21 protein-coding genes are annotated in these 21,103 nt (G+C 29.1%); 6 read left to right on the forward strand and 15 right to left on the reverse strand.

The window, feature by feature from the left end:
• The first annotated feature begins 256 nt into the window (after positions 1-256).
• The 4 genes from L1S49_RS12990 to L1S49_RS13005 are packed head-to-tail and all read left to right on the forward strand — an operon-like array spanning position 257 to position 3,683.
• A complete protein-coding gene (locus L1S49_RS12990) occupies positions 257-1,210 on the forward strand; it encodes a CobW family GTP-binding protein (protein ID WP_238905146.1) in 954 nt (317 codons plus the stop codon).
• Positions 1,211-1,238: 28 nt separating this feature from the next.
• On the forward strand, positions 1,239-1,895 hold the full coding sequence (locus L1S49_RS12995) for a GTP-binding protein (RefSeq protein WP_238905148.1): 657 nt from the start codon (positions 1,239-1,241) through the stop codon (positions 1,893-1,895).
• Positions 1,896-1,899: 4 nt separating this feature from the next.
• Positions 1,900-2,943 (forward strand): permease, encoded by a 1,044-nt coding sequence (locus L1S49_RS13000; protein ID WP_238905150.1) that lies wholly within the window; start codon positions 1,900-1,902, stop codon positions 2,941-2,943.
• Positions 2,940-3,683: a TIGR03943 family protein gene (locus L1S49_RS13005; RefSeq protein WP_238905152.1), complete on the forward strand. Its 744-nt coding sequence runs from the start codon at positions 2,940-2,942 to the stop codon at positions 3,681-3,683. Before L1S49_RS13000 ends, L1S49_RS13005 begins: the two co-directional genes overlap by 4 nt.
• Before the next feature lie 57 nt (positions 3,684-3,740).
• Here L1S49_RS13005 and L1S49_RS13010 read toward each other — a convergent pair whose 3' ends face one another.
• From L1S49_RS13010 to L1S49_RS13060, 11 genes are all read right to left on the reverse strand, one after another.
• A complete protein-coding gene (locus L1S49_RS13010; protein WP_238905155.1) occupies positions 3,741-5,702 on the reverse strand; it encodes an ATP-binding protein in 1,962 nt (653 codons plus the stop codon).
• 271 nt (positions 5,703-5,973) lie between these two features.
• Complete coding sequence (locus L1S49_RS13015; protein ID WP_238905160.1) at positions 5,974-7,212, reverse strand: DUF1015 family protein; 1,239 nt, start codon at positions 7,210-7,212, stop codon at positions 5,974-5,976.
• Positions 7,213-7,275: 63 nt separating this feature from the next.
• Positions 7,276-8,439, reverse strand: a complete 1,164-nt coding sequence (locus tag L1S49_RS13020) for a phosphoglycerate dehydrogenase (RefSeq protein WP_238905162.1) — start codon at positions 8,437-8,439, stop codon at positions 7,276-7,278.
• Positions 8,440-8,460: 21 nt separating this feature from the next.
• Positions 8,461-9,543 (reverse strand): 3-phosphoserine/phosphohydroxythreonine transaminase, encoded by a 1,083-nt coding sequence (gene serC / locus L1S49_RS13025; protein WP_238905164.1) that lies wholly within the window; start codon positions 9,541-9,543, stop codon positions 8,461-8,463.
• Positions 9,544-9,824: 281 nt separating this feature from the next.
• Complete coding sequence (locus L1S49_RS13030; RefSeq protein ID WP_073022773.1) at positions 9,825-10,007, reverse strand: hypothetical protein; 183 nt, start codon at positions 10,005-10,007, stop codon at positions 9,825-9,827.
• Between the two features lie 53 nt (positions 10,008-10,060).
• Complete coding sequence (locus L1S49_RS13035) at positions 10,061-11,569, reverse strand: carboxypeptidase M32 (RefSeq protein ID WP_238905166.1); 1,509 nt, start codon at positions 11,567-11,569, stop codon at positions 10,061-10,063.
• A gap of 21 nt (positions 11,570-11,590) precedes the next feature.
• The gene (locus tag L1S49_RS13040; RefSeq protein ID WP_021803881.1) at positions 11,591-11,761 is read right to left on the reverse strand and encodes a hypothetical protein; all 171 of its coding nucleotides are present in this window, start codon (positions 11,759-11,761) and stop codon (positions 11,591-11,593) included.
• Between the two features lie 184 nt (positions 11,762-11,945).
• Positions 11,946-13,208, reverse strand: a complete 1,263-nt coding sequence (locus tag L1S49_RS13045) for an ammonium transporter (protein WP_238905168.1) — start codon at positions 13,206-13,208, stop codon at positions 11,946-11,948.
• Between the two features lie 263 nt (positions 13,209-13,471).
• On the reverse strand, positions 13,472-14,491 hold the full coding sequence (locus L1S49_RS13050) for a hypothetical protein (RefSeq protein WP_238905171.1): 1,020 nt from the start codon (positions 14,489-14,491) through the stop codon (positions 13,472-13,474).
• Between the two features lie 319 nt (positions 14,492-14,810).
• Positions 14,811-15,071, reverse strand: coding sequence for a pro-sigmaK processing inhibitor BofA family protein (locus tag L1S49_RS13055; RefSeq protein WP_238905173.1), 261 nt, complete (start codon positions 15,069-15,071; stop codon positions 14,811-14,813).
• Between the two features lie 26 nt (positions 15,072-15,097).
• Positions 15,098-15,370 carry a DUF2508 family protein gene (locus L1S49_RS13060; protein WP_021803885.1) on the reverse strand — a complete coding sequence of 91 codons (273 nt, stop codon included), beginning with the start codon at positions 15,368-15,370 and terminating at the stop codon, positions 15,098-15,100.
• A gap of 162 nt (positions 15,371-15,532) precedes the next feature.
• Between L1S49_RS13060 and L1S49_RS13065 the strand changes: the two genes are divergently transcribed.
• On the forward strand, positions 15,533-16,132 hold the full coding sequence (locus tag L1S49_RS13065; RefSeq protein ID WP_021803886.1) for a tyrosine-type recombinase/integrase: 600 nt from the start codon (positions 15,533-15,535) through the stop codon (positions 16,130-16,132).
• Between the two features lie 79 nt (positions 16,133-16,211).
• Here L1S49_RS13065 and L1S49_RS13070 read toward each other — a convergent pair whose 3' ends face one another.
• The 4 genes from L1S49_RS13070 to dnaX all read right to left on the reverse strand — a co-directional run bounded on the left by L1S49_RS13070 (position 16,212) and on the right by dnaX (position 20,022).
• On the reverse strand, positions 16,212-17,129 hold the full coding sequence (locus L1S49_RS13070) for an ROK family protein (protein WP_238905176.1): 918 nt from the start codon (positions 17,127-17,129) through the stop codon (positions 16,212-16,214).
• Positions 17,130-17,263: 134 nt separating this feature from the next.
• Positions 17,264-17,860 (reverse strand): recombination mediator RecR, encoded by a 597-nt coding sequence (recR, locus tag L1S49_RS13075; protein ID WP_238905178.1) that lies wholly within the window; start codon positions 17,858-17,860, stop codon positions 17,264-17,266.
• 96 nt (positions 17,861-17,956) lie between these two features.
• The gene (locus L1S49_RS13080; RefSeq protein ID WP_021803889.1) at positions 17,957-18,301 is read right to left on the reverse strand and encodes a YbaB/EbfC family nucleoid-associated protein; all 345 of its coding nucleotides are present in this window, start codon (positions 18,299-18,301) and stop codon (positions 17,957-17,959) included.
• 95 nt (positions 18,302-18,396) lie between these two features.
• Positions 18,397-20,022 (reverse strand): DNA polymerase III subunit gamma/tau, encoded by a 1,626-nt coding sequence (gene dnaX / locus L1S49_RS13085; protein ID WP_238905180.1) that lies wholly within the window; start codon positions 20,020-20,022, stop codon positions 18,397-18,399.
• A 178-nt stretch (positions 20,023-20,200) separates the two neighbouring features.
• Between dnaX and L1S49_RS13090 the strand changes: the two genes are divergently transcribed.
• The gene (locus L1S49_RS13090) at positions 20,201-20,992 is read left to right on the forward strand and encodes a thymidylate synthase (RefSeq protein WP_021803891.1); all 792 of its coding nucleotides are present in this window, start codon (positions 20,201-20,203) and stop codon (positions 20,990-20,992) included.
• Positions 20,993-21,103: the final 111 nt, after the last annotated feature.

The raw sequence follows: 21,103 nt of genomic DNA on the forward strand, positions 1-21,103 counted from the left end.
CGCATAATACTATTTAAAATTATTTGTTCCATAATTATAAATTATTCTTGATACAAAAATACTATTAATAATTTTTAAATTTTGCCATAAAGTATTATAAGTATATTAGAATTTACTTATATAGTCAATGGCTTTTGTATTGTGTAAATGAAATTAACATTCTCTTAAATTTTGGTAAATGCAATTCATTTGCATTGATTTGAACTCTTATATACTTTAAAATATATATAATAACATTAATAATAAGGATGGTTTTATGAAAATTAAAGTTGATGTATTCTCAGGATTTTTAGGTGCTGGTAAAACTCTATTAATTAAAAAATTGATAGAAGAAAATTTAAAAAACGAAAAAATAGCTATAATTGAAAATGAATTTGGAGAGATAGGCATAGATGGAGGATTTTTAAGAAATTCCTCTATAGATGTTAAAGAGATAAACGCTGGTTGTATTTGTTGCAGCGTTTATGGAGATTTTAAAGCAGGTATTAATGAAGTAATAGATAAATATCACCCTGAAAGAATAATTATTGAACCTTCTGGGGTAGCTAAATTATCTGAAGTTCTTTCTGTTTTTAAAGAGTCAGATTTTAAACAAAAACTTTCACTCAATATAATAATGACGGTCATAGATATAACTAAATACGATATGTATGTTACTAATTTTGATGAGTTTTATAAAGATCAAATAAGAAAAGCAAAAACTATTATATTAAGCAGAACTCAAAATGTTTCTAATGAAACTGTTGTTGACATTGTAAGTAAGATAAAAACATTAAACAATTCAGCAAGTATAATAACTACTCCTTGGACTAGCATTAAGGCTAAAAACATATTAGAAACTGCTGAGGGTACTTCAGAAAATACTATTTTCAATAAAATCAATTTGCTAAATAAATCCTCTAGCAAGGTATCAGTAAAAACTTCTACTATAAGTACAACTAAGACGACTTTTAAAACTATAGGGATTGAAACTCCTAAAATACTTACAAAAAATCAATTGAAAAATACTTTAGAAAAGCTAAATAATTCAATGTATGGTCTTGTACTACGTGCAAAGGGAATTGTTGAATGTACTAATGGAGAATGGGTAGAATTTGACTATGTTCCAAATGAATTTGAAATACGAAAATCTATACCAGATTATAGTGGCAGAATTTGTGTTATAGGCGAAAACTTAAATAAAGATATTATTGAAAAATTATTTCATTAATATTTAAGATTTAGAGGGTGAAGTATATATGAATACTAAAGCGGATATAGAGATAGTTACAGGATTTATAGGTGCTGGGAAAACCACATTTATTAATTCACTTATAAAAAATACCTATTTAAATATAGAGAACTTACTTATAATTCAATATGAACAAGGTAATCAGAGAATTCTTGATGTAATTACAAATGATAATAATATAAATCTAGAGGTGATTCTTGGTGGATCTCCTCTAGATTCTTTTCAGATAGAAAATATTCTAAAAAAATATAAACCTCATAGAGTTATTATAGAATATAACGGAACTAAAAATCTTTCAGACTTATTAGATGTTTTATATTCAAAAAGCATAAAAAAGATAGCTAAAGTCACTTCTACATTTTTTATTACAGATTGTTTGACTTATGATATGTTTTTAAATAACATGCCTACTTTAATTATGCCTAACCTATATCATAGCAATCTTATAATATTTAATAATTCTAACAAAATTCCCGAAAAAAATTTATCTACTATAACTAAAGAAATACGTTCTATAAACAGGGATTCTTTCTTCTTAAATATTGATGATATTTCTAAACTAGATAACTTACTAGATGAAACAGGATTTATGGATAGAGGATTTTTTAAAGCCACACGAATATTAACTAAAAACTTTATTTCTAAATTAACTCTAAGGAGATGATATCTTGCAATATAGAAGTACTGATTCTAAAAACATTATAAATATTTTATCAAAACTTGCTATACTCCCTATAATAACACTTATAATTCTGTTATCTATAAAGTTTAAAATAGTTATTAATATGAGAACTTTAAGCAATTTTTCGGTTATATTTACAAGTATAATTTTAGAGGCACTCCCTTTTATTTTCATTGGGTCTTTAATATCTTCATTAATTCAACTATTTGTATCTGAAGAAACTCTAGCTAAGATACTACCTAAAAATAAATTATTAGCTTTAATGGCTGCTTCAGTAGTTGGTATTTTTCTTCCTATATGTGAATGCGCAATAATACCAATCGCAAAAAGATTAATAAAAAAAGGGGTTCCTGTTGGGGTTGCAACTACCTTTATGTTGGCTACACCTATTATTAATCCTGTTGTTATTCTATCAACCTACTATGCTTTTAGTAATAATATTCAATTTCTTTTTTTAAGAATTTCAGGTGGAATTGTTGCCGCTATAATAATAGGTTTTATAGTTAGTATTCTTGATAAAAACAAAGATGAAGTTTTAAAATCAACAGATTATGATTTTGATGATGATTTATGTCTATGTGGAACTTCACATAATTACTCAGAAAAAAAATCAAAAATCTCTACTTTACTTGATACCGTAGGATCAGAATTCTTAGATGTAAGTAAGTATGTTATATTAGGAGCAGTGCTTTCAGCGATATTTCAGGTTTTGGTTTCAAGAGATAGTTTAAATTACCTAGGAAATAATTCACTCTTGTCTGTAGTTGCTATGATGTCCTTAGCATTTTTATTGTCTATATGCTCTGAAGCTGATGCTTTTATAGCCTCAACATTTGTTGGACAGTTTACAAATGGTTCTATAATAGCGTTCCTTATTTTTGGTCCTATGCTAGATATAAAAAATACTTTAATGCTTATTGGTGCATTTAAAAAGAGATATATTTTATTACTGTTAGTCTCAATATGCGTAATTTGCTATTTGATAGGTTCTTCTATAAATATAATAGAGATTGTGAGGTTTTTTAAATGAGAAGATTCAATATAAATGAGTTTATAAAATTTATAACTTTTCTTCTGTTATCATTATTTTTATATGATTTAACATCTACAGGTAAAATCAAGCTCTTTATAAGTCCTAAAATAATTTTATTTGTTAATATATTTCAAATTGTTTTAGCTGTTTTGACTATATATCAGTTAAGTAAAAGTTTTACTACAATGAGCAATAGGCCTATTAATAAAGTTTTCCTGTTATTTTTATTTATGATTCTTATAGGAAAAGGAGCTGCAAAAGCTGGTATAGATGCAACTATAGTGGATAATAAAGGTGTAAAAGCTATTAATAAAGTGGCAAATGTATCTGGGGAATTAACTAAAGAAGAAAGGCAGCTGAAGCTTCCATTAGACATAACTCAAGATAATTTTGTTACTGTACTATCAGATATTTTTGAGCATACGAATTCATATAGCGGAAGAATTGTGACCATAAGTGGCTTTGTCCATAAAGAAGAGGGGCTAGATAATAATGAATTTGTAATAGGGAGACTCTTTATGAGCTGCTGTGTAGCCGATTCTCAACTTATAGGCCCAATAGGAAGGCTTCCTCATGATTCTTCTCAGTTAAGTGAAGGTACTTGGATTAAAGTTCAAGGAAAAATTTCTTCTAAAAGCTATTCCTTTGATAATCAATTAACCACCACTCCTGTCGTTGTTATAGATAAGCTTGAAGAAATCCCTGCACCACAGGATGGATATGTTTATATAAAATAAATAAGGTGCCACAGGCACCTTATTTATTGATGTTATCATTTACACTTATATTTAAAACTATATAATTTCATCTTCTATGTCTTCATCTATATATGGCATAACAATTTTGAAGGTAGTTCCTACCCCTAGTTTGCTTTGTATTTCTATTCTTCCCTCGTGTTCTTTTATTATTTGATAACATGCATTAAGTCCTAGACCTGTACCTGTCTTTTTAGTTGTAAAAAATGGTGTGCCTATTTTCTTTATAGTTTCTTCATCTATTCCGGTCCCATTATCAGATATATTTATAAAAACTTCTTTGCACTCTTCGTCTAATCCTGTACTTATCTTTAATGTGGGATTCAACACCTTATCCATAGATTCTACAGCATTTTTACATATATTAAGTATAACCTGCTTAATCTGTGTCTCATCACATAGTATATATCTTTCATCATAGTCTATATCTAAAACTAATTGTGAATTATTCATTAATGAAGATGTTTCAATAGTATTCCTCATTGAAAGTACTAAATCACTAAATGCTACTTCAACTAACTCGGTTTCTCTAGGCTTTGATAAATTCAAGAAATCAGTAATTATTCTATTTACTTCATTTGTATCATAATTAATTTTCTGAGCATATTTTTTAATCTTATCATTATTACAATATAACTCTATTAGCTGACTATTTCCCTTTATAGTAGTTAAAAAATTTCGGGTTTCATGAACAATTGTAGCTCCCATTTGTCCCATTAAAGCTAGCTTCTCTTGATTTATTAACTTCTTTTGTTCCTCTTTTATCCTTGTAATATCATGCATTACACAAACTACACCGATTTTATCATTATAATTATCTGTAATAATAGAGAATGTAACTTGTACATATTTTTTATTTCCTTTTGGAGTTTTAATTTGCCAATCATCTATTTTATTCTTGTAATTATCAAAATCAAACTTTTTAGGTATATCTTTATCAGTTAACTTTATAATCTTAATAAGTTCGTTTATATTGGTATTTATTATATCACTATATTCCATATCTACTAAATTTGCATATGATTCACTACATACAACTATTTTACCTTTATAATCTACAATTATTGTTGGTACTGATACAGCATTTAATATTTCTTCCACATTTAAACTAAGACTTTTAACAATTGGTTCTTTTTTTATGCTACTATTCAGCAATACATGATGATTTTTTCTATATGTTTTCATCTCTTTATTTATACATTGATTATTCCTACCAATTAAATCTTCAAAAACCCCTTTATAAAGATATAAATAACTACAAGTTCTAAGGATAGTAACAAGGATTACCCAAAAAGAACTAACTCCTTCTAAAAAAATAGAAGAAATTTCAGCTAAAATAACAAAAAATATACTTAAATAAAGGTACCTAGATTCTAAAATTATATTCCTCGTAAAGCTATCTTTAATTTTATTAATCATATATATGGCTATACCTAAACTAACCGAACTTAATATAATCTTTATAGTGTTTAAATTGTACTTATCATACACATTTAAAAATTGTAAAACTTGTATATGAAGAATTAAAATCAAATTAACACTAATCATTCCAAAACATAATATAATAGTGTTTCTATAACTCGCTAATTTCTTAGTTCCACATAAGTGTATAAATAAAACTATAATCTCCAAAATCCTCGCTACCATCCAGTATTTTAAAGATATATTTACCCCATTAATCTCAATATCTTGTAATAAGTGACTGTAATTATAAAAATGCACAAAATCCACTATTGATACAATAAGAAAGCCAGGACACAAAATATTAAGGCTTTTTTTATCAGAATGTGTATTAAAAGAAATTAAAAGTATCGCTAATAAAATAAAAATGTTAATTAGCCCCAAAATAATATTTGTTAGTTGGCTATTTATACTCCAAAATACCATCCATATTAATAAAGATGCACTTACAGCTACTAAAAACGTCCCAACTAATCTAATAACTATATTTTTATACAATCTTTCGTAATTTTTTTCATACTTTAGACTCAATATACTCATAAATACCCCTTATTAAATATTATTTACTATCTTCAACCCTATACCCCAATTCATACTATCAAATTTAATCATTAATACATTGTTTACTATAATATTACATATTTCTAAAGATAGTATAACAAATATTGTCATATTTTACAATAGATATTAACATATTATCCACAGCATTATTAACAGTATTTGTTGATAATCCATAATTAAATGAGTTTATCCACAACTTTTGTCATATAATTTAATAAAAGCAAGGATAATTAATTATCCTTGCTTAATATTATAGTTCATGTATGAATATTCCACTTCTAAGTTTTGGTTCAAACCATGTTGATTTAGGTGGCATCAATTCATTTGCATCAGATACATCAAATAATTCTGTTATTGATGTAGGATGCATAGAAAATGCTACTTTCATTTCTCCGCTATCTACTCTTTTCTCTAGTTCTTTTAGCCCTCTTATTCCACCAACAAAATCTATTCTTTTGTCTGTTCTTATATCTTTTATATTAAGTATAGGACTTAATAAATTATTTTCTAATATTGCAACATCTAATCCTTGTACTGGATCATCTGAAAGTAACTCTTCATCTAAAGTTAGCTTGTACCACGTATTATCTAAATACATTCCGAAGGTTGCTTTTTCTTCAGGTTTGTAAGCTTCTGACCCAACTTCTTCAACCTTGAAATTCCTTGATACTTCGTACAAAAAATCTTCCTTGGAATATCCATTTAAGTCTTTTACTACACGATTGTAATCTAGTATCATAAGTTGGTCATGTGGGAATAATACTGAAAGAAAGAAGTTAAATTCCTCATCTCCAGTATAACCTGGATTCTCTTCTCTTCTTTTTAGACCTACCTTTACTGCTGATGCTGTTCTATGATGTCCATCTGCTATATATATATTATCTATATTTTTAAATGCTTCTGCTATGACTTTTACATCAGCTTCCTCACTTACCTTCCAAACTACATGCTTAACTCCATCTTGTGCTATAAAATTATATAAAACCTCTTCAGTTTTAATCTTATTAACGACCTCATTAATTATTTCTTGTGATCTATAAGCTAAAAATATAGGACCAGTTTGAGCATTACATATATCAACATGATTTATTCTATCTATTTCTTTATCTTCTCTAGTTTTCTCATGTTTTTTTATAACATCATTTAAATAATCATCAATAGATGCACAACCTACTACTCCTGTTTGAGAACGTCCATTCATAGTAAGCTCATATATATAATATCCTTCTTCATTATCATTTAATAAAGTTCCATCTTGAAGCATTTCTTGAAGTATATCTCTTGCTTTTTCATATACTTGTTTATCATAAGGATTAAAATCTTTATCAAACTGCGTTTCAGCTCTATCTATTTTTAAAAAGGATAATGGTTCTTTTAATACTTCTTCTAGCGCCTCGTCTCTATTATAAACATCGTAAGGAAGTGCAGCCACCTTACTTACCACGTTTTTCTCCGGTCTTATACATTTAAAAGGTCTTATAGTAGCCATAATATCTCTCCTTATCTAATATATAATTTAAGGGGGCAACTTAACTTGTCCCCTTAACCTTAATTATTTAATAATTCTTACTTTTACTACTCCATCAATTTCCTTAATTTTCTCTACAAATTCCGTTGTAGCTGGCGCTTCTATATCTAACATAGTATACGCCCATTGACCTCTACTCTTATTAATCATGTCTGATATATTTATATTTTCATTAGCTAAAACGGAAGTAAATTGACTTAGCATATTAGGAATATTTTTATGGTTTATTGCTATACGTCCAACCTGAGTACATATTCCCATATCACAATTAGGGTAATTAACTGAATTTTTTATATTACCATTTTCCAAGTAATCTCTTAATTGTTTTACTGCCATAACTGCACAGTTGTCCTCTGATTCATTTGTTGATGCTCCCAAATGAGGAATTGCTATAACTCCCTTTGCTCCTGCAATCTTTGGATTTGGAAAGTCTGTTACGTATCTATAAACCTTTCCTGAGTTTAATGCTTCTAACATATCATCATCATTTACTAAAGTATCTCTTGAGAAATTTAATATCTTAACTCCATCTTTCATTATTGAAAAAGAGTCTTTATTAAACATACCTTTTGTAGAATCTAATGCTGGAACGTGAACTGTTATAAAATCACATTCTCTGAATATTTCTTCTAAAGACTTACTATGTCTTATATCTCTAGAAAGGTTCCATGCAGCATCAACTGATATAAAAGGATCATAACCATACACTTCCATACCTAATCTATTGGCTGCATTAGCTACTAAAACTCCAATAGCCCCAAGCCCTATTACTCCTAGTTTTTTACCTTCAATTTCTATTCCAGAAAATTTAGATTTATTTTTTTCTACAAGTTTTGCTACATCTTGATCTTCTTTTACTGATTCTACCCAATTTACTCCTCCAACTATGTCACGAGAAGATAAAAGTAATCCAGCTATAACTATTTCTTTTACTCCATTTGCATTAGCACCAGGAGTATTAAATACAACTATTCCTTTTTCAGCACACTTTTCAAGGGGGATATTATTAACGCCTGCCCCTGCTCTTGCTATAGCTTCTAAGCTATCTGATAGCTCTAAATCATGGACACTTGCACTTCTTACTAACACAGCCTCAGCATCACCAAAAGCCTCTACTTGTGTATATTTATCATCAAATATTTTTAATCCAATATCCGCTATAGGATTTAGACAATTTATCTTAAACATTTTTTCACTCCCCAATTCTCTTTAGCTATTTTCTGCTTCAAATTTTTTCATAAATTCTACTAAGGTTTTAACTCCTTCTATTGGCATAGCATTATATATACTAGCCCTCATTCCGCCAACACTTCTATGGCCTTTTAGATTTTCAAAGCCCAGCGCCTTAGCTTCTTTTATAAATTTAGCATTTAATTCTTCAGAGTCAGTTACAAAAGGAACATTCATTAAAGAACGATCTTTTTTAACAACAGTTCCTCTAAACATCTTACTTGAATCTAGGTAATCATATAATATGGCAGCTTTTTCTTCATTAATTTTCTTCATAGCCTCTAAGCCACCTTTATTTTGAATCCATTTAAACACCTTACCACATACGTATATTCCATAAGCCGGTGGTGTGTTATATAATGAAGAGTTGTCTACATGTGTTTTATACTTAAGCATTGTAGGAGTTCCTGGTAATACATCTTCAGTTATCAAATCTTCACGAATAATAACAACTACAACTCCTGCAGGTCCAATATTTTTTTGAGCTCCCGCAAATATTAATCCGTATTTAGAAACATCTACTGGTTCAGATAATATATCTGATGACATATCTGCAATTAATATCTTGTCCCCTGTTTCAGGAAGCTCATTAAACTTGGTTCCATATATCGTGTTGTTATGACATATATATACGTAATCAGCATCTTCTGATATTTTTATATCTTTTAAATCTGGTATATAAGAAAAAGTTTTATCCTCTGAAGAAGCTAAAACATTAACCTTTCCATAAATCTTTGCTTCTGATATTGCTTTTTTAGACCATTGTCCAGTATTTATATAGTCAGCAACTTTATTTTTCATTAAATTCATTGGAATCATAGCAAATTGTTGAGACGCCCCACCTTGAAGAAATAAAACCTTATAATTATCAGGTATATTCATAAGCTCTCTTAACGAAGCTTCGGCATCCCCAATTATGCCTTCAAAAGCTTTGGAACGATGGCTCATTTCCATGACAGACATTCCTGTACCTTTATAGTCTAACATTTCTTCAGCTGCTTCTTTAAGCACCTCTTCAGGTAATACTGCTGGACCAGCAGAAAAATTATATACTCTTCCCATTAATAAAAGCCCCCTTAAATTTTTCTCTAACCGTAAAATGTTGTTAAAATATTATCAATTAGACATATTGTTATTTTAACATTTTATTTGTTAATTCTACTACTTTTTTATACTCAAAACAATGTTTTTATTATTAAATTTACCTTAATTCCTAAGTATTTATATTATTTTATAAATTTATAATTGTAAACCTTAAGAAATTAATATATGTTTATAACTTCAAAAATAGTACCTAAAAAATAAAAGCACCACAATTGATGCTTTTATTATAAATACTTATATCAATTTTTACTAATTTCTAAAATAAATTCATAGTTTCCTTTTATACAATTACCATTTTTATATTGTATACAGTTGCTACAACTAGAATATATTTCCCTCATACTTAAATTATTTAATTCATTCATAGAGCAAAAATCTTCACATACTTCACCATTCATAACTGATAAATAAGGTCTATTCATATTATTCACCTCTTATGTATAGATATATATATTATTTTGCTCTAAATTTCTACTTAAATACTATAAAGCTTTGAATATTTCTCTTCTAAATAATCAATAAAATATTGAGAGTTTAATTCTTCTCCTGTGACTTTAAGAATTAACTCTTTAGGGGAATATAATGAACCGTATTTATGAACATTATCTTTTAGCCATTTTGTAATAGATATAATATCTCCTTTGGCTATTAATTCATAAACATCAGGAATATCCTTTTTCATAGTATTAAAAATTTGAGCCCCATATAAATTACCTAATGCATAACTTGGGAAATATCCAAAAGATCCATCTGACCAATGCATGTCTTGAAGTACCCCTAAAGAATCTGTATCAGGCTCAACCCCTAAGTACTCTTTATATTTTTTCTTCCACACTTCTGGTAACTCTTCTACTGTTATTTCATCATTAAATAAAGCTTTTTCTATTTCATATCTAATTATTACATGAAGAGAATAAGTAAGTTCATCTGCTTCTGTTCTAATTAAAGATGGTTCAACCTTATTTACTACCTTATAAAACTCATTGAAATCTATTTTATCAAAGCTTTTGAAAAGCTCTTTAATCTTAGGATATAAGTATCTCAAAAACTCCTCACTTCTTCCTATAATATTTTCATAAAATCTAGATTGTGATTCGTGGATACCCATGGATGCTCCCGTAGACAACCAAGTGTTTTGTAAGTCGTCAGATATATTTTGCTCATATATCCCATGTCCACCTTCATGTATAGTAGAAAATAAAGCAGATAATAAATCCTGTTCATAATAATGAGTAGTTAATCTTACATCTTTATTAGTAAAGTTGGTAGTAAAGGGATGTGTACTTTCATCTAACCTACCTGCTTCCATGTCAAAGCCTATTAATTTAAGTGCATATAAACTTAATTCTCTTTGTTTTTCTTTATCATAACTTGAATTTAATAAATCAGAATTTATAGTTATTTTACTATTCTTTATCTTATTTAGAAGCTCTACTAAAGCATCTCTTAAATCTCCAAATACCTTATCAAGAACTTCAACTGTTATTCCTTCTTCATACTTATCTAAAAGGGTATTATATTTATGATCTTTATATCCCCAATAGCCTACAAACTCTTTTTGAAAGTTTTCAACCTTTGATAAATAAGGCTTAAAAATATTAAAATCATTTTTGTCTTTAGCTTCTTCCCACGCAGCTTCCGATTTAGATGTAAGTATTACAAATTCTTTATACCTTTCTACTGGTATTTTTTTGGTTTCATTATATTCTTTATCTAATCTTTTTATCATTGCTTTATCAACTTGACTTAACCCATCTGAGTTTTCTTTAAAAAGCTCTAGAAACTCTCTCATCTCTTTAGAAGTTTGTTGATTAAATAATTGTTCTGAAAGAAGTCCTATAACTTCTGCTCTTCCTTCAACAGCTTTTTTAGGCATACATACAAGCTTATCCCAATAAATTAAATCTATAGCCTGTTTAGTAATTTCCATAGTTTTGATATATTCTTTAAACTCTACAAGTTTTTGTTCTAACTTTTTTTCCATACTTAAAAGTCCTCCTTATAACTATTCTTCTTCTATCGTCAAAATAGATTCTGTTTCTCTACAATACTTTACGCATAAACACTGTCCCAAATTTCTAGGACATTCGTAACACATGCAGTCCCTATCTCCATTACAAGTTCCTTTTTTGTATTCTGGACAATGAGCACAATTAAATCCGTTTCCTCTAGTCATTAGTCTTTTATTCCTTTCCTATCCTATTTATATATAAGTATTATAACAAATCCATAAAAAAAAGTATAAAACCAATTAAAAATTGGTTTTATACTTAATTTTTCACACAATATTATAAAAATAAACTTATATTTTTAACTTACTTAAAAACTATACACCGTAGCTTTCTTTTTCTTCAATAAAACTATGCACTATAGCTTTCTTTTTCTTCTATTACTCCAAATTCACCATATGCACCTTTTCCATGCATAGTTACATCTAGACCATAATCTTCTTCAATATTTGTTGCCCTGAATACTGTAATTAATCCTATAACTTTTACTATTGCAAATGTTACTATAGCTGAATACACTATGGTTGCTGCAATACTTATAATTTGCGCTGATAAAAGAGTAACTCCACCACCGTAGAAAAGTCCATCTGCTCCAGCTGCATTAATTCCTGTTGTTCCGAATAGTCCTACTGCTATTCCTCCCCATATACCACCTATCCCGTGGCATCCAAATGCATCTAAAGCATCATCATAACCTAACTTTTCTTTTAAGAAAGTTACTGCGCCATAACAAATTGCCCCGCCTATAGCGCCTATAGCTAATGAAGCTATTGGTGTAACAAATCCAGCTCCTGGTGTTATCGCTACAAGACCTGCTACAGCTCCACTTATGAAACCAATAGCTGAGAATTTCTTAGTATGAGCATATTCAAATAACATCCAAGACAATCCAGCAGCAGCTGCTGAAGTATTAGTAGTTATAAAAGCATCTAAAGCTACATCATTTAAACCTAAAGCACTTCCTGCATTAAATCCAAACCATCCAAACCAAAGAAGTCCTCCTCCAAGTATTGTCATTGGTATATGATGTGCAGTGATATCTTTTATATTTTTTCTCTTACCTATAAGTAAAGCCACTACCAAAGCCGAAATACCTGAACTTATATGAACAACATTTCCGCCAGCGAAGTCTAATGCACCAAGGTTTCTAATCCATCCGCCAACTCCCCATACCCAGTGAGCTATTGGATCATAAACTAAAGTAGTCCATGCTAATACGAATAGTATAACTGCTGGGAATCTCATTCTTTCAGCAAAAGATCCAGATATTAATGCAGGTGTTATAATTGCAAACATCATTTGAAATAACATAAATCCTTGATGAGGTATTGTAGCTGCATAATCTGCATTGGGTTCAAACCCTACCCCATTCAACAAAGCATATTTTAAATCGCCTATAATTCCCCCAATATCATTTCCAAACACCAATGTATAACCTATTAATATCCATTGTATTGATACAAGTGCAATAGTTACATAACTATGCATAGTGGTACTTACAACATTTTTCTTTCTAACCATACCACCATAGAAAAGTGCTAAAGCTGGTGTCATTAACATAACAAGCGCCGTACAAACTAATACAAAAACTGAATCTGCTCCATTAAATTCCATATTAACATCCCCTAGTTTAAATTAATATTTATCTTATCTTTATGATTCCTTAATGATCAAATACTAAAATATGAATTCCCATGGTTTAACTCAAATTTTGCATTTGTTTTCACTAAAAAAGAAAAAGACGCTTAATAGAGCTGTTGCTCTATTAAACGCCTTCGTTTAATATATTTCTATTATATAAGCTGTTAAAAAAAAAGCAATACACTTTTCAAAATTTGCAAAAGTTCATTTTGTAATCATTAACATTTGCAATTTGATTAATTTTTCTCTAATTTATTATCAATATTTTTAACTCCAAGCATTTTGTATATAATTATCGCTATAATAAACATAAAAATGTTTATTCCTAAATTGATTTTATCAAAAGATTGAGGCATAACTAATAGTACTGCTAAATCTAAAAATACAAGTACTGTAAAAGCTCCTATAAAAGCTAAAATTACCGATACAACCTTTTTAATCCAAAGAAAATAATAATCTCTCTCTATTATATTTCCTTTTATTCTTTTCATTGCCTTGTAAGATAATAGCATTAATAAAGCACTAGAAGCCATGAAAAATGCTATACTTCCAAGTTGCATTCCTAAACTCTGAAGTTCTATTCTCCAATCAAAAGCAATAAAAAACACAAAATAATCTACTAGAAATGTACTTATTTTATTTAATAACCATTGAATAGGCCATAAATAGCTACTAATTAGAAGGTTAAATAATCCAAAAAGTAAAAACAAGCTATACTCTATCATAGGTAGCAATACCACTGCTATAAAATTATTTTTTATCAAAAATATAGATAAAAATCCTAAAGATCCTGCAGTAATAGATACCAAAGTAAATATTACGAAAAACATAATAACTCTAGATGCACCTATGGAATAACTTGAAAAAATATCACTATTAACAAAATAAGCCATTAATTTAAATAAAGAAATTATTAAAGTGTTTAGAGTTACCACAGAAATAAATGATAAATATTTAGTAAAAAATACTTCCTTAAAGCTATATGTGTTTTTATCAATGTCATTAAATAATTCTTTTTTGTCCTTAAACAAAAAAACTATAAATAATCCATATACAAAGTATAAAATACAAGCTTTAATTGGCGCTAAAGATAGATACTTTCTTATTAATACCTCACTTTCTGATATATTTTCTTGTGCTAAAAACATTGTATGAGTATTAGTTAAGAAAAAACTAATTACTACAATAAAAAACAGAGATAATAGAATAGTTTTTTTGTCCTTTAAAATTATTTCTTGGTTAATAAATTTTTTCATTTCTTTCCTTTCATTAATTGCTTCTATATATTGTATTAATGAAAGATTAAATTTATAATTTTTATTTATTTTTTGTAACACATTATTATATATTTCATATATTAGTTCTATAGGGATATACGTGATAGTGTCCTTATCAGGAACCTCTCAAGTTTGTTTCCTTTTCTTTTTTTGAATACCTCAACTCCCATCTATAAATAAACCTCAGCCAGTGGTTAATAATTAATCACTGGCTAATTACTCTTCAGAACTACTATTCTTTTATTATGTAATAAAAAGGTACTAGAACTTTTAATTCTAATACCTCAAAAATAATTTCTTATAAAAATAACTTAAATATAACCAAAAATATTACTCCTGGAATCCCAAAAAATCCTGCTATTAAAGCTGTAGTTGCATTTATTCCTATATACAGACCAAACGCCTGTCCAAAAAAATTGAAAATTATTAGTAATATTGCTCCTAATATACCATTTACTATTAATTTCATTAAAACCTTAAATGGCCATGAAAATATTTTAAATAGAAGTACTAATGCTATTAGTCCAATTACCCCGTAAAGAATTTCTATAGGAAACATAATGACCCCCTCCTTAATTTAATTAACTAAGCTAGTTTCGTATATTTGTCCAAAATGTACTGGTTATCAACCTTTACGCCTCTTTCTTTGGCTTCCTTAATTAAAAAATCTAATCTTCTCTTAGCTGCCTGCTCTGTATATATGGCAACTTCAATTAAAGTTGGATTATTTACAGTTTCAAACATCATTTGCGCGGACTCTATATCTTTTATAGCTTTGTATATATCCTCTGTTATATTATCATACCTTAAATTCTCTTCCTTAGAAAATAATATTTTTAAAATCGAATTTTTATTCATACTATACCTCCTATAATTTTATCTTAATTATTGACAATAATTACAAGTTATATGCATAAATTTCTTGAATAGTTATTTTTAGTTTTGACATTAATCTTAATAAATTGTATTATTTACTCAACAAAATAAATGTTTTGTTGTATTTACTAAGGAGGATTGTATATGGGCAGAGATGCTAGTGAAAAAATTAAATATCTAACGCAACAAGAAGCGTCTAGACTTTTTAACTCAATTAAAAATTCTAGAGGTATACATTCAATTAGAGATTTAGCAATATTTAGAGTAGCTTATAGATGTGGCTTAAGGGCTTCTGAGATAGCATTATTAAGACTAGAAGACTACAACATCTCCAAAGGGGAGATTTATTGCAAACGACTTAAAGGAAGTAAAAATAATACTATAAGATTGGATTCTATTACTAAAGAAATTGTTGATAAACACATAACAATAGCTAATATACATATAGATAGTGAAGCTTTATTTAAGAGCCAAAAGGACAAACCTATTTCTAGACATACCTTAGACTACTTAATGAAAAAATATTGCGCAACTGCTGATATTGATGATAAAAAGAAACACCATTTCCATGCTTTAAAACATAGTACTGCTGTTCACTTGGCAGAATCAGATATGGATATAAAAGAATTACAATGGTGGCTTGGTCACAAATCTATTTCAAATACCGAAATATATTTTCAATTCACTACAAGACAACAAGAAAAGATGTATGCTAAATTAGAAGAAAAAAGTGAAATGGTCTAGCCTCTATACATTCCATTATAGAATATAATAAATTTGAGTATGATAATTCAACTTTATATTATCATACTCATTTTTTATATTAGTTATAGGTAGCCTTAAAATTATATACAGCTCCTAATAAGTTCGAATCATTAAAGTACTTACATACTTTTATATTAGCTCTTATATCTGCAATAGATATTCCTTCATGTATTATATCTAGCTTTTGTTCTATTCTTTCAACCAAATCTTTTCTTGCGCTTATAGCTCCCCCAATTACTATTATTTCAGGGTCAAATGAGTATTGTAGATTATATATACATTTTGCAGTAGTTTCAAAATACTCATCTATAGCTAAAATTGCATCTTCATCTCCATTATCAGCTAATTCAAAAACTTTTTTACCATCTAACTCACTTTTATCTATTCCTTTAAGCTCAGCTGCTCTCCTTACAATCGCATTAGTAGAGCCTTTATCACTCCATGTTGAGAATTTCTTATTTTTAAAATCAGCTTCAGCTATCATAAAGCCAAACTCTCCACCATAAAGGTTTTTACCTGTATGAAGCTTTCCATCAACTATGACAGCTCCTCCTATACCTGTTCCACATACTACGAATAATACATTTTTACAACCTTTAGCTACTCCATTCCAAACTTCTGCTAAAGCGGCACAATTAGCATCGTTTTCCATAGCCATTTTTAAGTTTGTACTATTTTCTATTAACTCCTTAATATTAGGACCGTGTATATAAGGTAATGCACTAGCACCGTTTATAAATCCTGTTTTGTTATTAACTGCTCCTGGTGCACTAAGAGCTACCCCTACTAAATTATATTTAGGTTTAAATTCATTTGTCACTTCTGATATGTTTTTTATAAGCTCATCTAGATCTTTTTCACCATCACCACCATGTGGAGTTTTAAAAGATCCCTTTTCTACTATTTCAGCATTTTCATCTATTATGCCATATTTTACTGATCCTCCACCAATATCAAAAGTCATATAATAATTCATAGATTTACCCTCCATCTATTAAAAGTATATACTTATAATTCTATCACATTTGTAAACATATTCATATATCTTTTTAATTATTTTAAAATAAAACCATGTTCTTAGTTTATATTTATCTAAAAACATGGTTTCTATTATATTTGTTTTCTTCCTTCAAGTGCCTTAGATAAAGTGACTTCATCTGCATATTCCAAATCTCCGCCTACAGGAATACCAGCAGCTATTCTAGTTACCTTTACATCTAGTGGTTTAAGAATTTTAGCTATATACATAGCTGTAGCTTCACCTTCTATATTAGGATTAGTTGCAACTATTACTTCTTCTATATCAGAATTCATTCTAGCCACAAGTTCTCTTATCTTTATATCTTGAGGACCTCTTCCCTGCATAGGAGATATATTTCCATGAAGCACGTGATATACTCCATTAAATTCTTTTACTCTCTCCATTGTCATTATATCTTTAGGTTGCTCTACTACACACACAACATTCTTTTCTCTACTAGGGTTAGAACATATAGCGCAAGGATCTTTATCTGTATAATTTCCACATACTGAACAGTATTTTATAGTTCCTCTAGCTTGAACTAAGGCTCTTGCAAAATCCTTAACCTCATCTTCTGGAAGATTTAATATATGTAAAGTTAATCTTTGCGCAGTCTTATTTCCAATGCTTGGCAACTTTGCAAATTCCTCTATTAATTTTTCTATAGCAATAGGATAAAAGTCCATTTATTTCCCTTCCTCTCAGAAACAATACAGGTGTGACTTAAAAATAATAAATCCTTAAGACACACCTTAAATATTTCAATTTCTCATTCTAGTCTATTAAAATAGTCCTCCAGGCATTCCCATTCCGCCTGTTAATTTTCCCATCTTGCTTGATGTTTCTTCATCTGCTTTCTTTATAGCTTGATTTACAGCACTAAGAACTAAGTCTTGAAGCATTTCAACATCATCAGGATCTACTACTTCTGGTTTTATTTCTATGTGAGTTACCTCTTTTTTACCATTAACCTTAACTAAAACAGCTCCGCCACCAACTGTTGCTTCAAATTCAGCAACCTCTAAATCTTTTTGTACTTTTTCCATTTCTTGTTGAAGCTTTTGAGCCTGCTTCATTAAGTTATTCATATTTCCAAGTCCACCGCCAGGGAATCCACCTTTTGCCATGTCTTATCCTCCTTATAACAATAAATCTACTAATATTATATAGTATTTTATTTGACTATACAAACCTTTCCTTACTATTAAAGCATTTACGACTTTTATTCATCTAAAATTTCTAAAGCATCTTCTCCAATTGTATCTAAAAGTATTTCTTCAGTAGTTTTACCTCTAACTTCTTCAGTTATTACAGAATATTTAACCCTTACTCCATCCTTTAGAACTTCACTAAACACTTCATTTACTAATTTAGATGTATCCGGCTTTTCAAGCCTAGACTTATTAAACCCATATTGATCTTCATATTGAATTTCGATGACTCCATTATTACAAGACACTGGTTTTCCAGTACTAAGAGAGGCATATACAACCATAGCTCTTCTAGCTTTAAACCTCTCTAGTATATCTTTCCAAGCCCTCTTAACTTCATCTATACTAATTTTTGAATCCTCATTAAAACTAGTATTTATAGAAGCATCCTCTTTCTTTTCTGGTCTTCTAGTAACTTGAGCTACTTTAGATTCCTTAACCATATCCGGTTCCTTAACTTCAGTTTTTGCTCTAACAGCTATCTTTCCGCTTTTTATAGCTTCTTCTATTCTATTTATTCTAGATATTATTACTTCTTTAGAAGTATCATATTCAATTTTACACATCTTTATAGCAGCTAATTCCATATAGAGTCTTGTCTGCTTACTAACCTTTGAGCTTTCCTCACACTCTTGAAGGATTCTTATATCTCTCATAATCTCTTCTATTCTTAAGCGTTCTCCTTGCCCTTTTACTAGCTCTATATTCTCTTCTGACATATCTAAAACTTCTTCTGGATTATTTGTTACCTTAACCATAAGAAGGTTTCTAAAATGGCTTGTAAGGTCTTTTATAAATAAAGACATATCCTTTCCAGAAAACACAATGTCCTCAATTACTCTCATAGTCTTCTCTATGTTTTTTTCTATAACAGCATCTGTTATCTTTAACAAATGATCATTCGTTACAAGTCCAAGCATAGATACTAACTCATCATAATCAACCTTTCCATCTCCCATGGATATAGATTGATCTAATATACTAAGTGCATCTCTCATAGCCCCATCAGAAACCCTGCATATAAGAGCTAAACTTTTATCATCTGCAAATACCCCTTTTTCCTTTACTATCTTTCTCAGCCTATTTACCATATGATTATTAGATATTCTCTTAAAATCAAATCTTTGACATCTTGAAAGAATAGTAATAGGCAGCTTCTGTGGATCGGTAGTAGCTAAAATAAAAATAACATTACTTGGTGGCTCTTCTAACGTCTTTAAAAATGCATTTACAGCACCAGTTGTAAGCATATGAACCTCATCCAGTATGTATATCTTGTACTTAGCTTCTTGAGGAGGATATTGAACCTCATCAATAATATCTCTCATATTTTCTACTTTATTTCTAGATGCAGCATCCATTTCACTTATATCTATAGCTAAACCCTCGTTTATCTTTACGCACATTTCACACTCATTACATGGTTCTCCATCATGAGGATTAAGACAATTTAAAGCCTTTGCAAAAACCTTTGAAGTAGAGGTTTTTCCTGTTCCTCTAGTACCACAAAAAAGATAGGCATGGGCTATTCTATTAGTTAATATCTGATTTTTTAATGTAGTTGTTACATGTTCCTGACCTATTATATCCTCAAAGGTCTTAGGTCTCCACTCTCTATATAAAGCCTTATAAGCCAATGTAACCCACCTCTCAATTTCTTTAATAATCTTCCTTATATTATTATATCTTATTATTGACTTAATTACATCAATGAGAACAAAAGTTCAATAAAACAATTAAATTAATTTTACATAACCGTAGACTTATTATAAAATTAATGTAGGATTTTTAGAAATAAGAAAGGATGAATAATTAATGAGTCTTTATGATAAAAAATATTTAGCAATAGCTGAGGATATTTTAGAAAATGGATACTTTGACAACAACAGAACAGGAATTAGAACTTATAAACTTCCCCATCAAATAATGCAATTTAATTTAGAAAAAGAATTTCCTATATTAACAACAAAATTTGTAGCCTTTAAAACTGCTGTTAAAGAACTTCTTTGGATATTTAAAGATCAATCAAATGATGTAAAGAAACTTCAAGAGCAAAATGTATCCATATGGGATGAATGGATTCAAGAAGATGGTACTATAGGAACATCCTACGGATGGGTAGTAAAAAAGTTTAATCAAATGGATAATCTTTTAGAAGCTTTAAGAAATAATCCTCAAGATAGAAGAATGATGATTAACCTTTGGCAGATTCCTTATTTAGATACCGCTCCACTTCATCCTTGCTGTTTCTTAACTATGTGGGATGTAACTGATGGAAAACTTAATTGTATGCTTGTACAGCGCAGTGGAGATTGGGGACTTGGAGTTCCATTTAACACCAGCCAGTATGCAGTATTAGTTCATTTAGTAGCACAAGCAACAGGATTAAAACCAGGCCTATTTACTCATGTTATTAACAATGCTCATATATATGAAAATCAAGTAGAAGGTCTTAAGATTCAACTAGGAAGGGCTAATGAAGCTTATGATGCACCTAAACTTTGGATTAACCCTGAAATTAAAAACTTCTACGATTTTACACCTGATGATATTAAACTTGTAGATTATAAACATCATCCTTCAATTAAGATGGAAGTTGCAGTTTAATCGACTATCAATAAGGAGTCTAAAAGAGGCTTCTTATTTTTTTATAAAAAACAGTTAACTCTAATAATTTCTACACTTCTTTTCTTCTTTTCTTCTTTTCTTCTTTTCTTC

Source organism: Clostridium sp. YIM B02506, from assembly GCF_022324845.1.
In the GTDB taxonomy this organism is placed as follows: domain Bacteria; phylum Bacillota; class Clostridia; order Clostridiales; family Clostridiaceae; genus Clostridium_T; species Clostridium_T intestinale.

Coding starts and splice junctions, on each gene's coding strand:
- L1S49_RS12990 (WP_238905146.1), top strand. CDS start 257: ATGAAAATTAAAGTTGATGTATTCTCAGGATTTTTAGGTGCTGGTAAA.
- L1S49_RS12995 (WP_238905148.1), top strand. CDS start 1,239: ATGAATACTAAAGCGGATATAGAGATAGTTACAGGATTTATAGGTGCT.
- L1S49_RS13005 (WP_238905152.1), top strand. CDS start 2,940: ATGAGAAGATTCAATATAAATGAGTTTATAAAATTTATAACTTTTCTT.
- L1S49_RS13010 (WP_238905155.1), bottom strand. CDS start 5,702: ATGAGTATATTGAGTCTAAAGTATGAAAAAAATTACGAAAGATTGTAT.
- L1S49_RS13015 (WP_238905160.1), bottom strand. CDS start 7,212: ATGGCTACTATAAGACCTTTTAAATGTATAAGACCGGAGAAAAACGTG.
- L1S49_RS13020 (WP_238905162.1), bottom strand. CDS start 8,439: ATGTTTAAGATAAATTGTCTAAATCCTATAGCGGATATTGGATTAAAA.
- serC (WP_238905164.1), bottom strand. CDS start 9,543: ATGGGAAGAGTATATAATTTTTCTGCTGGTCCAGCAGTATTACCTGAA.
- L1S49_RS13030 (WP_073022773.1), bottom strand. CDS start 10,007: ATGAATAGACCTTATTTATCAGTTATGAATGGTGAAGTATGTGAAGAT.
- L1S49_RS13035 (WP_238905166.1), bottom strand. CDS start 11,569: ATGGAAAAAAAGTTAGAACAAAAACTTGTAGAGTTTAAAGAATATATC.
- L1S49_RS13040 (WP_021803881.1), bottom strand. CDS start 11,761: ATGACTAGAGGAAACGGATTTAATTGTGCTCATTGTCCAGAATACAAA.
- L1S49_RS13045 (WP_238905168.1), bottom strand. CDS start 13,208: ATGGAATTTAATGGAGCAGATTCAGTTTTTGTATTAGTTTGTACGGCG.
- L1S49_RS13050 (WP_238905171.1), bottom strand. CDS start 14,491: ATGAAAAAATTTATTAACCAAGAAATAATTTTAAAGGACAAAAAAACT.
- L1S49_RS13055 (WP_238905173.1), bottom strand. CDS start 15,071: ATGTTTCCTATAGAAATTCTTTACGGGGTAATTGGACTAATAGCATTA.
- L1S49_RS13060 (WP_021803885.1), bottom strand. CDS start 15,370: ATGAATAAAAATTCGATTTTAAAAATATTATTTTCTAAGGAAGAGAAT.
- L1S49_RS13065 (WP_021803886.1), top strand. CDS start 15,533: ATGGGCAGAGATGCTAGTGAAAAAATTAAATATCTAACGCAACAAGAA.
- L1S49_RS13070 (WP_238905176.1), bottom strand. CDS start 17,129: ATGAATTATTATATGACTTTTGATATTGGTGGAGGATCAGTAAAATAT.
- recR (WP_238905178.1), bottom strand. CDS start 17,860: ATGGACTTTTATCCTATTGCTATAGAAAAATTAATAGAGGAATTTGCA.
- L1S49_RS13080 (WP_021803889.1), bottom strand. CDS start 18,301: ATGGCAAAAGGTGGATTCCCTGGCGGTGGACTTGGAAATATGAATAAC.
- L1S49_RS13090 (WP_021803891.1), top strand. CDS start 20,201: ATGAGTCTTTATGATAAAAAATATTTAGCAATAGCTGAGGATATTTTA.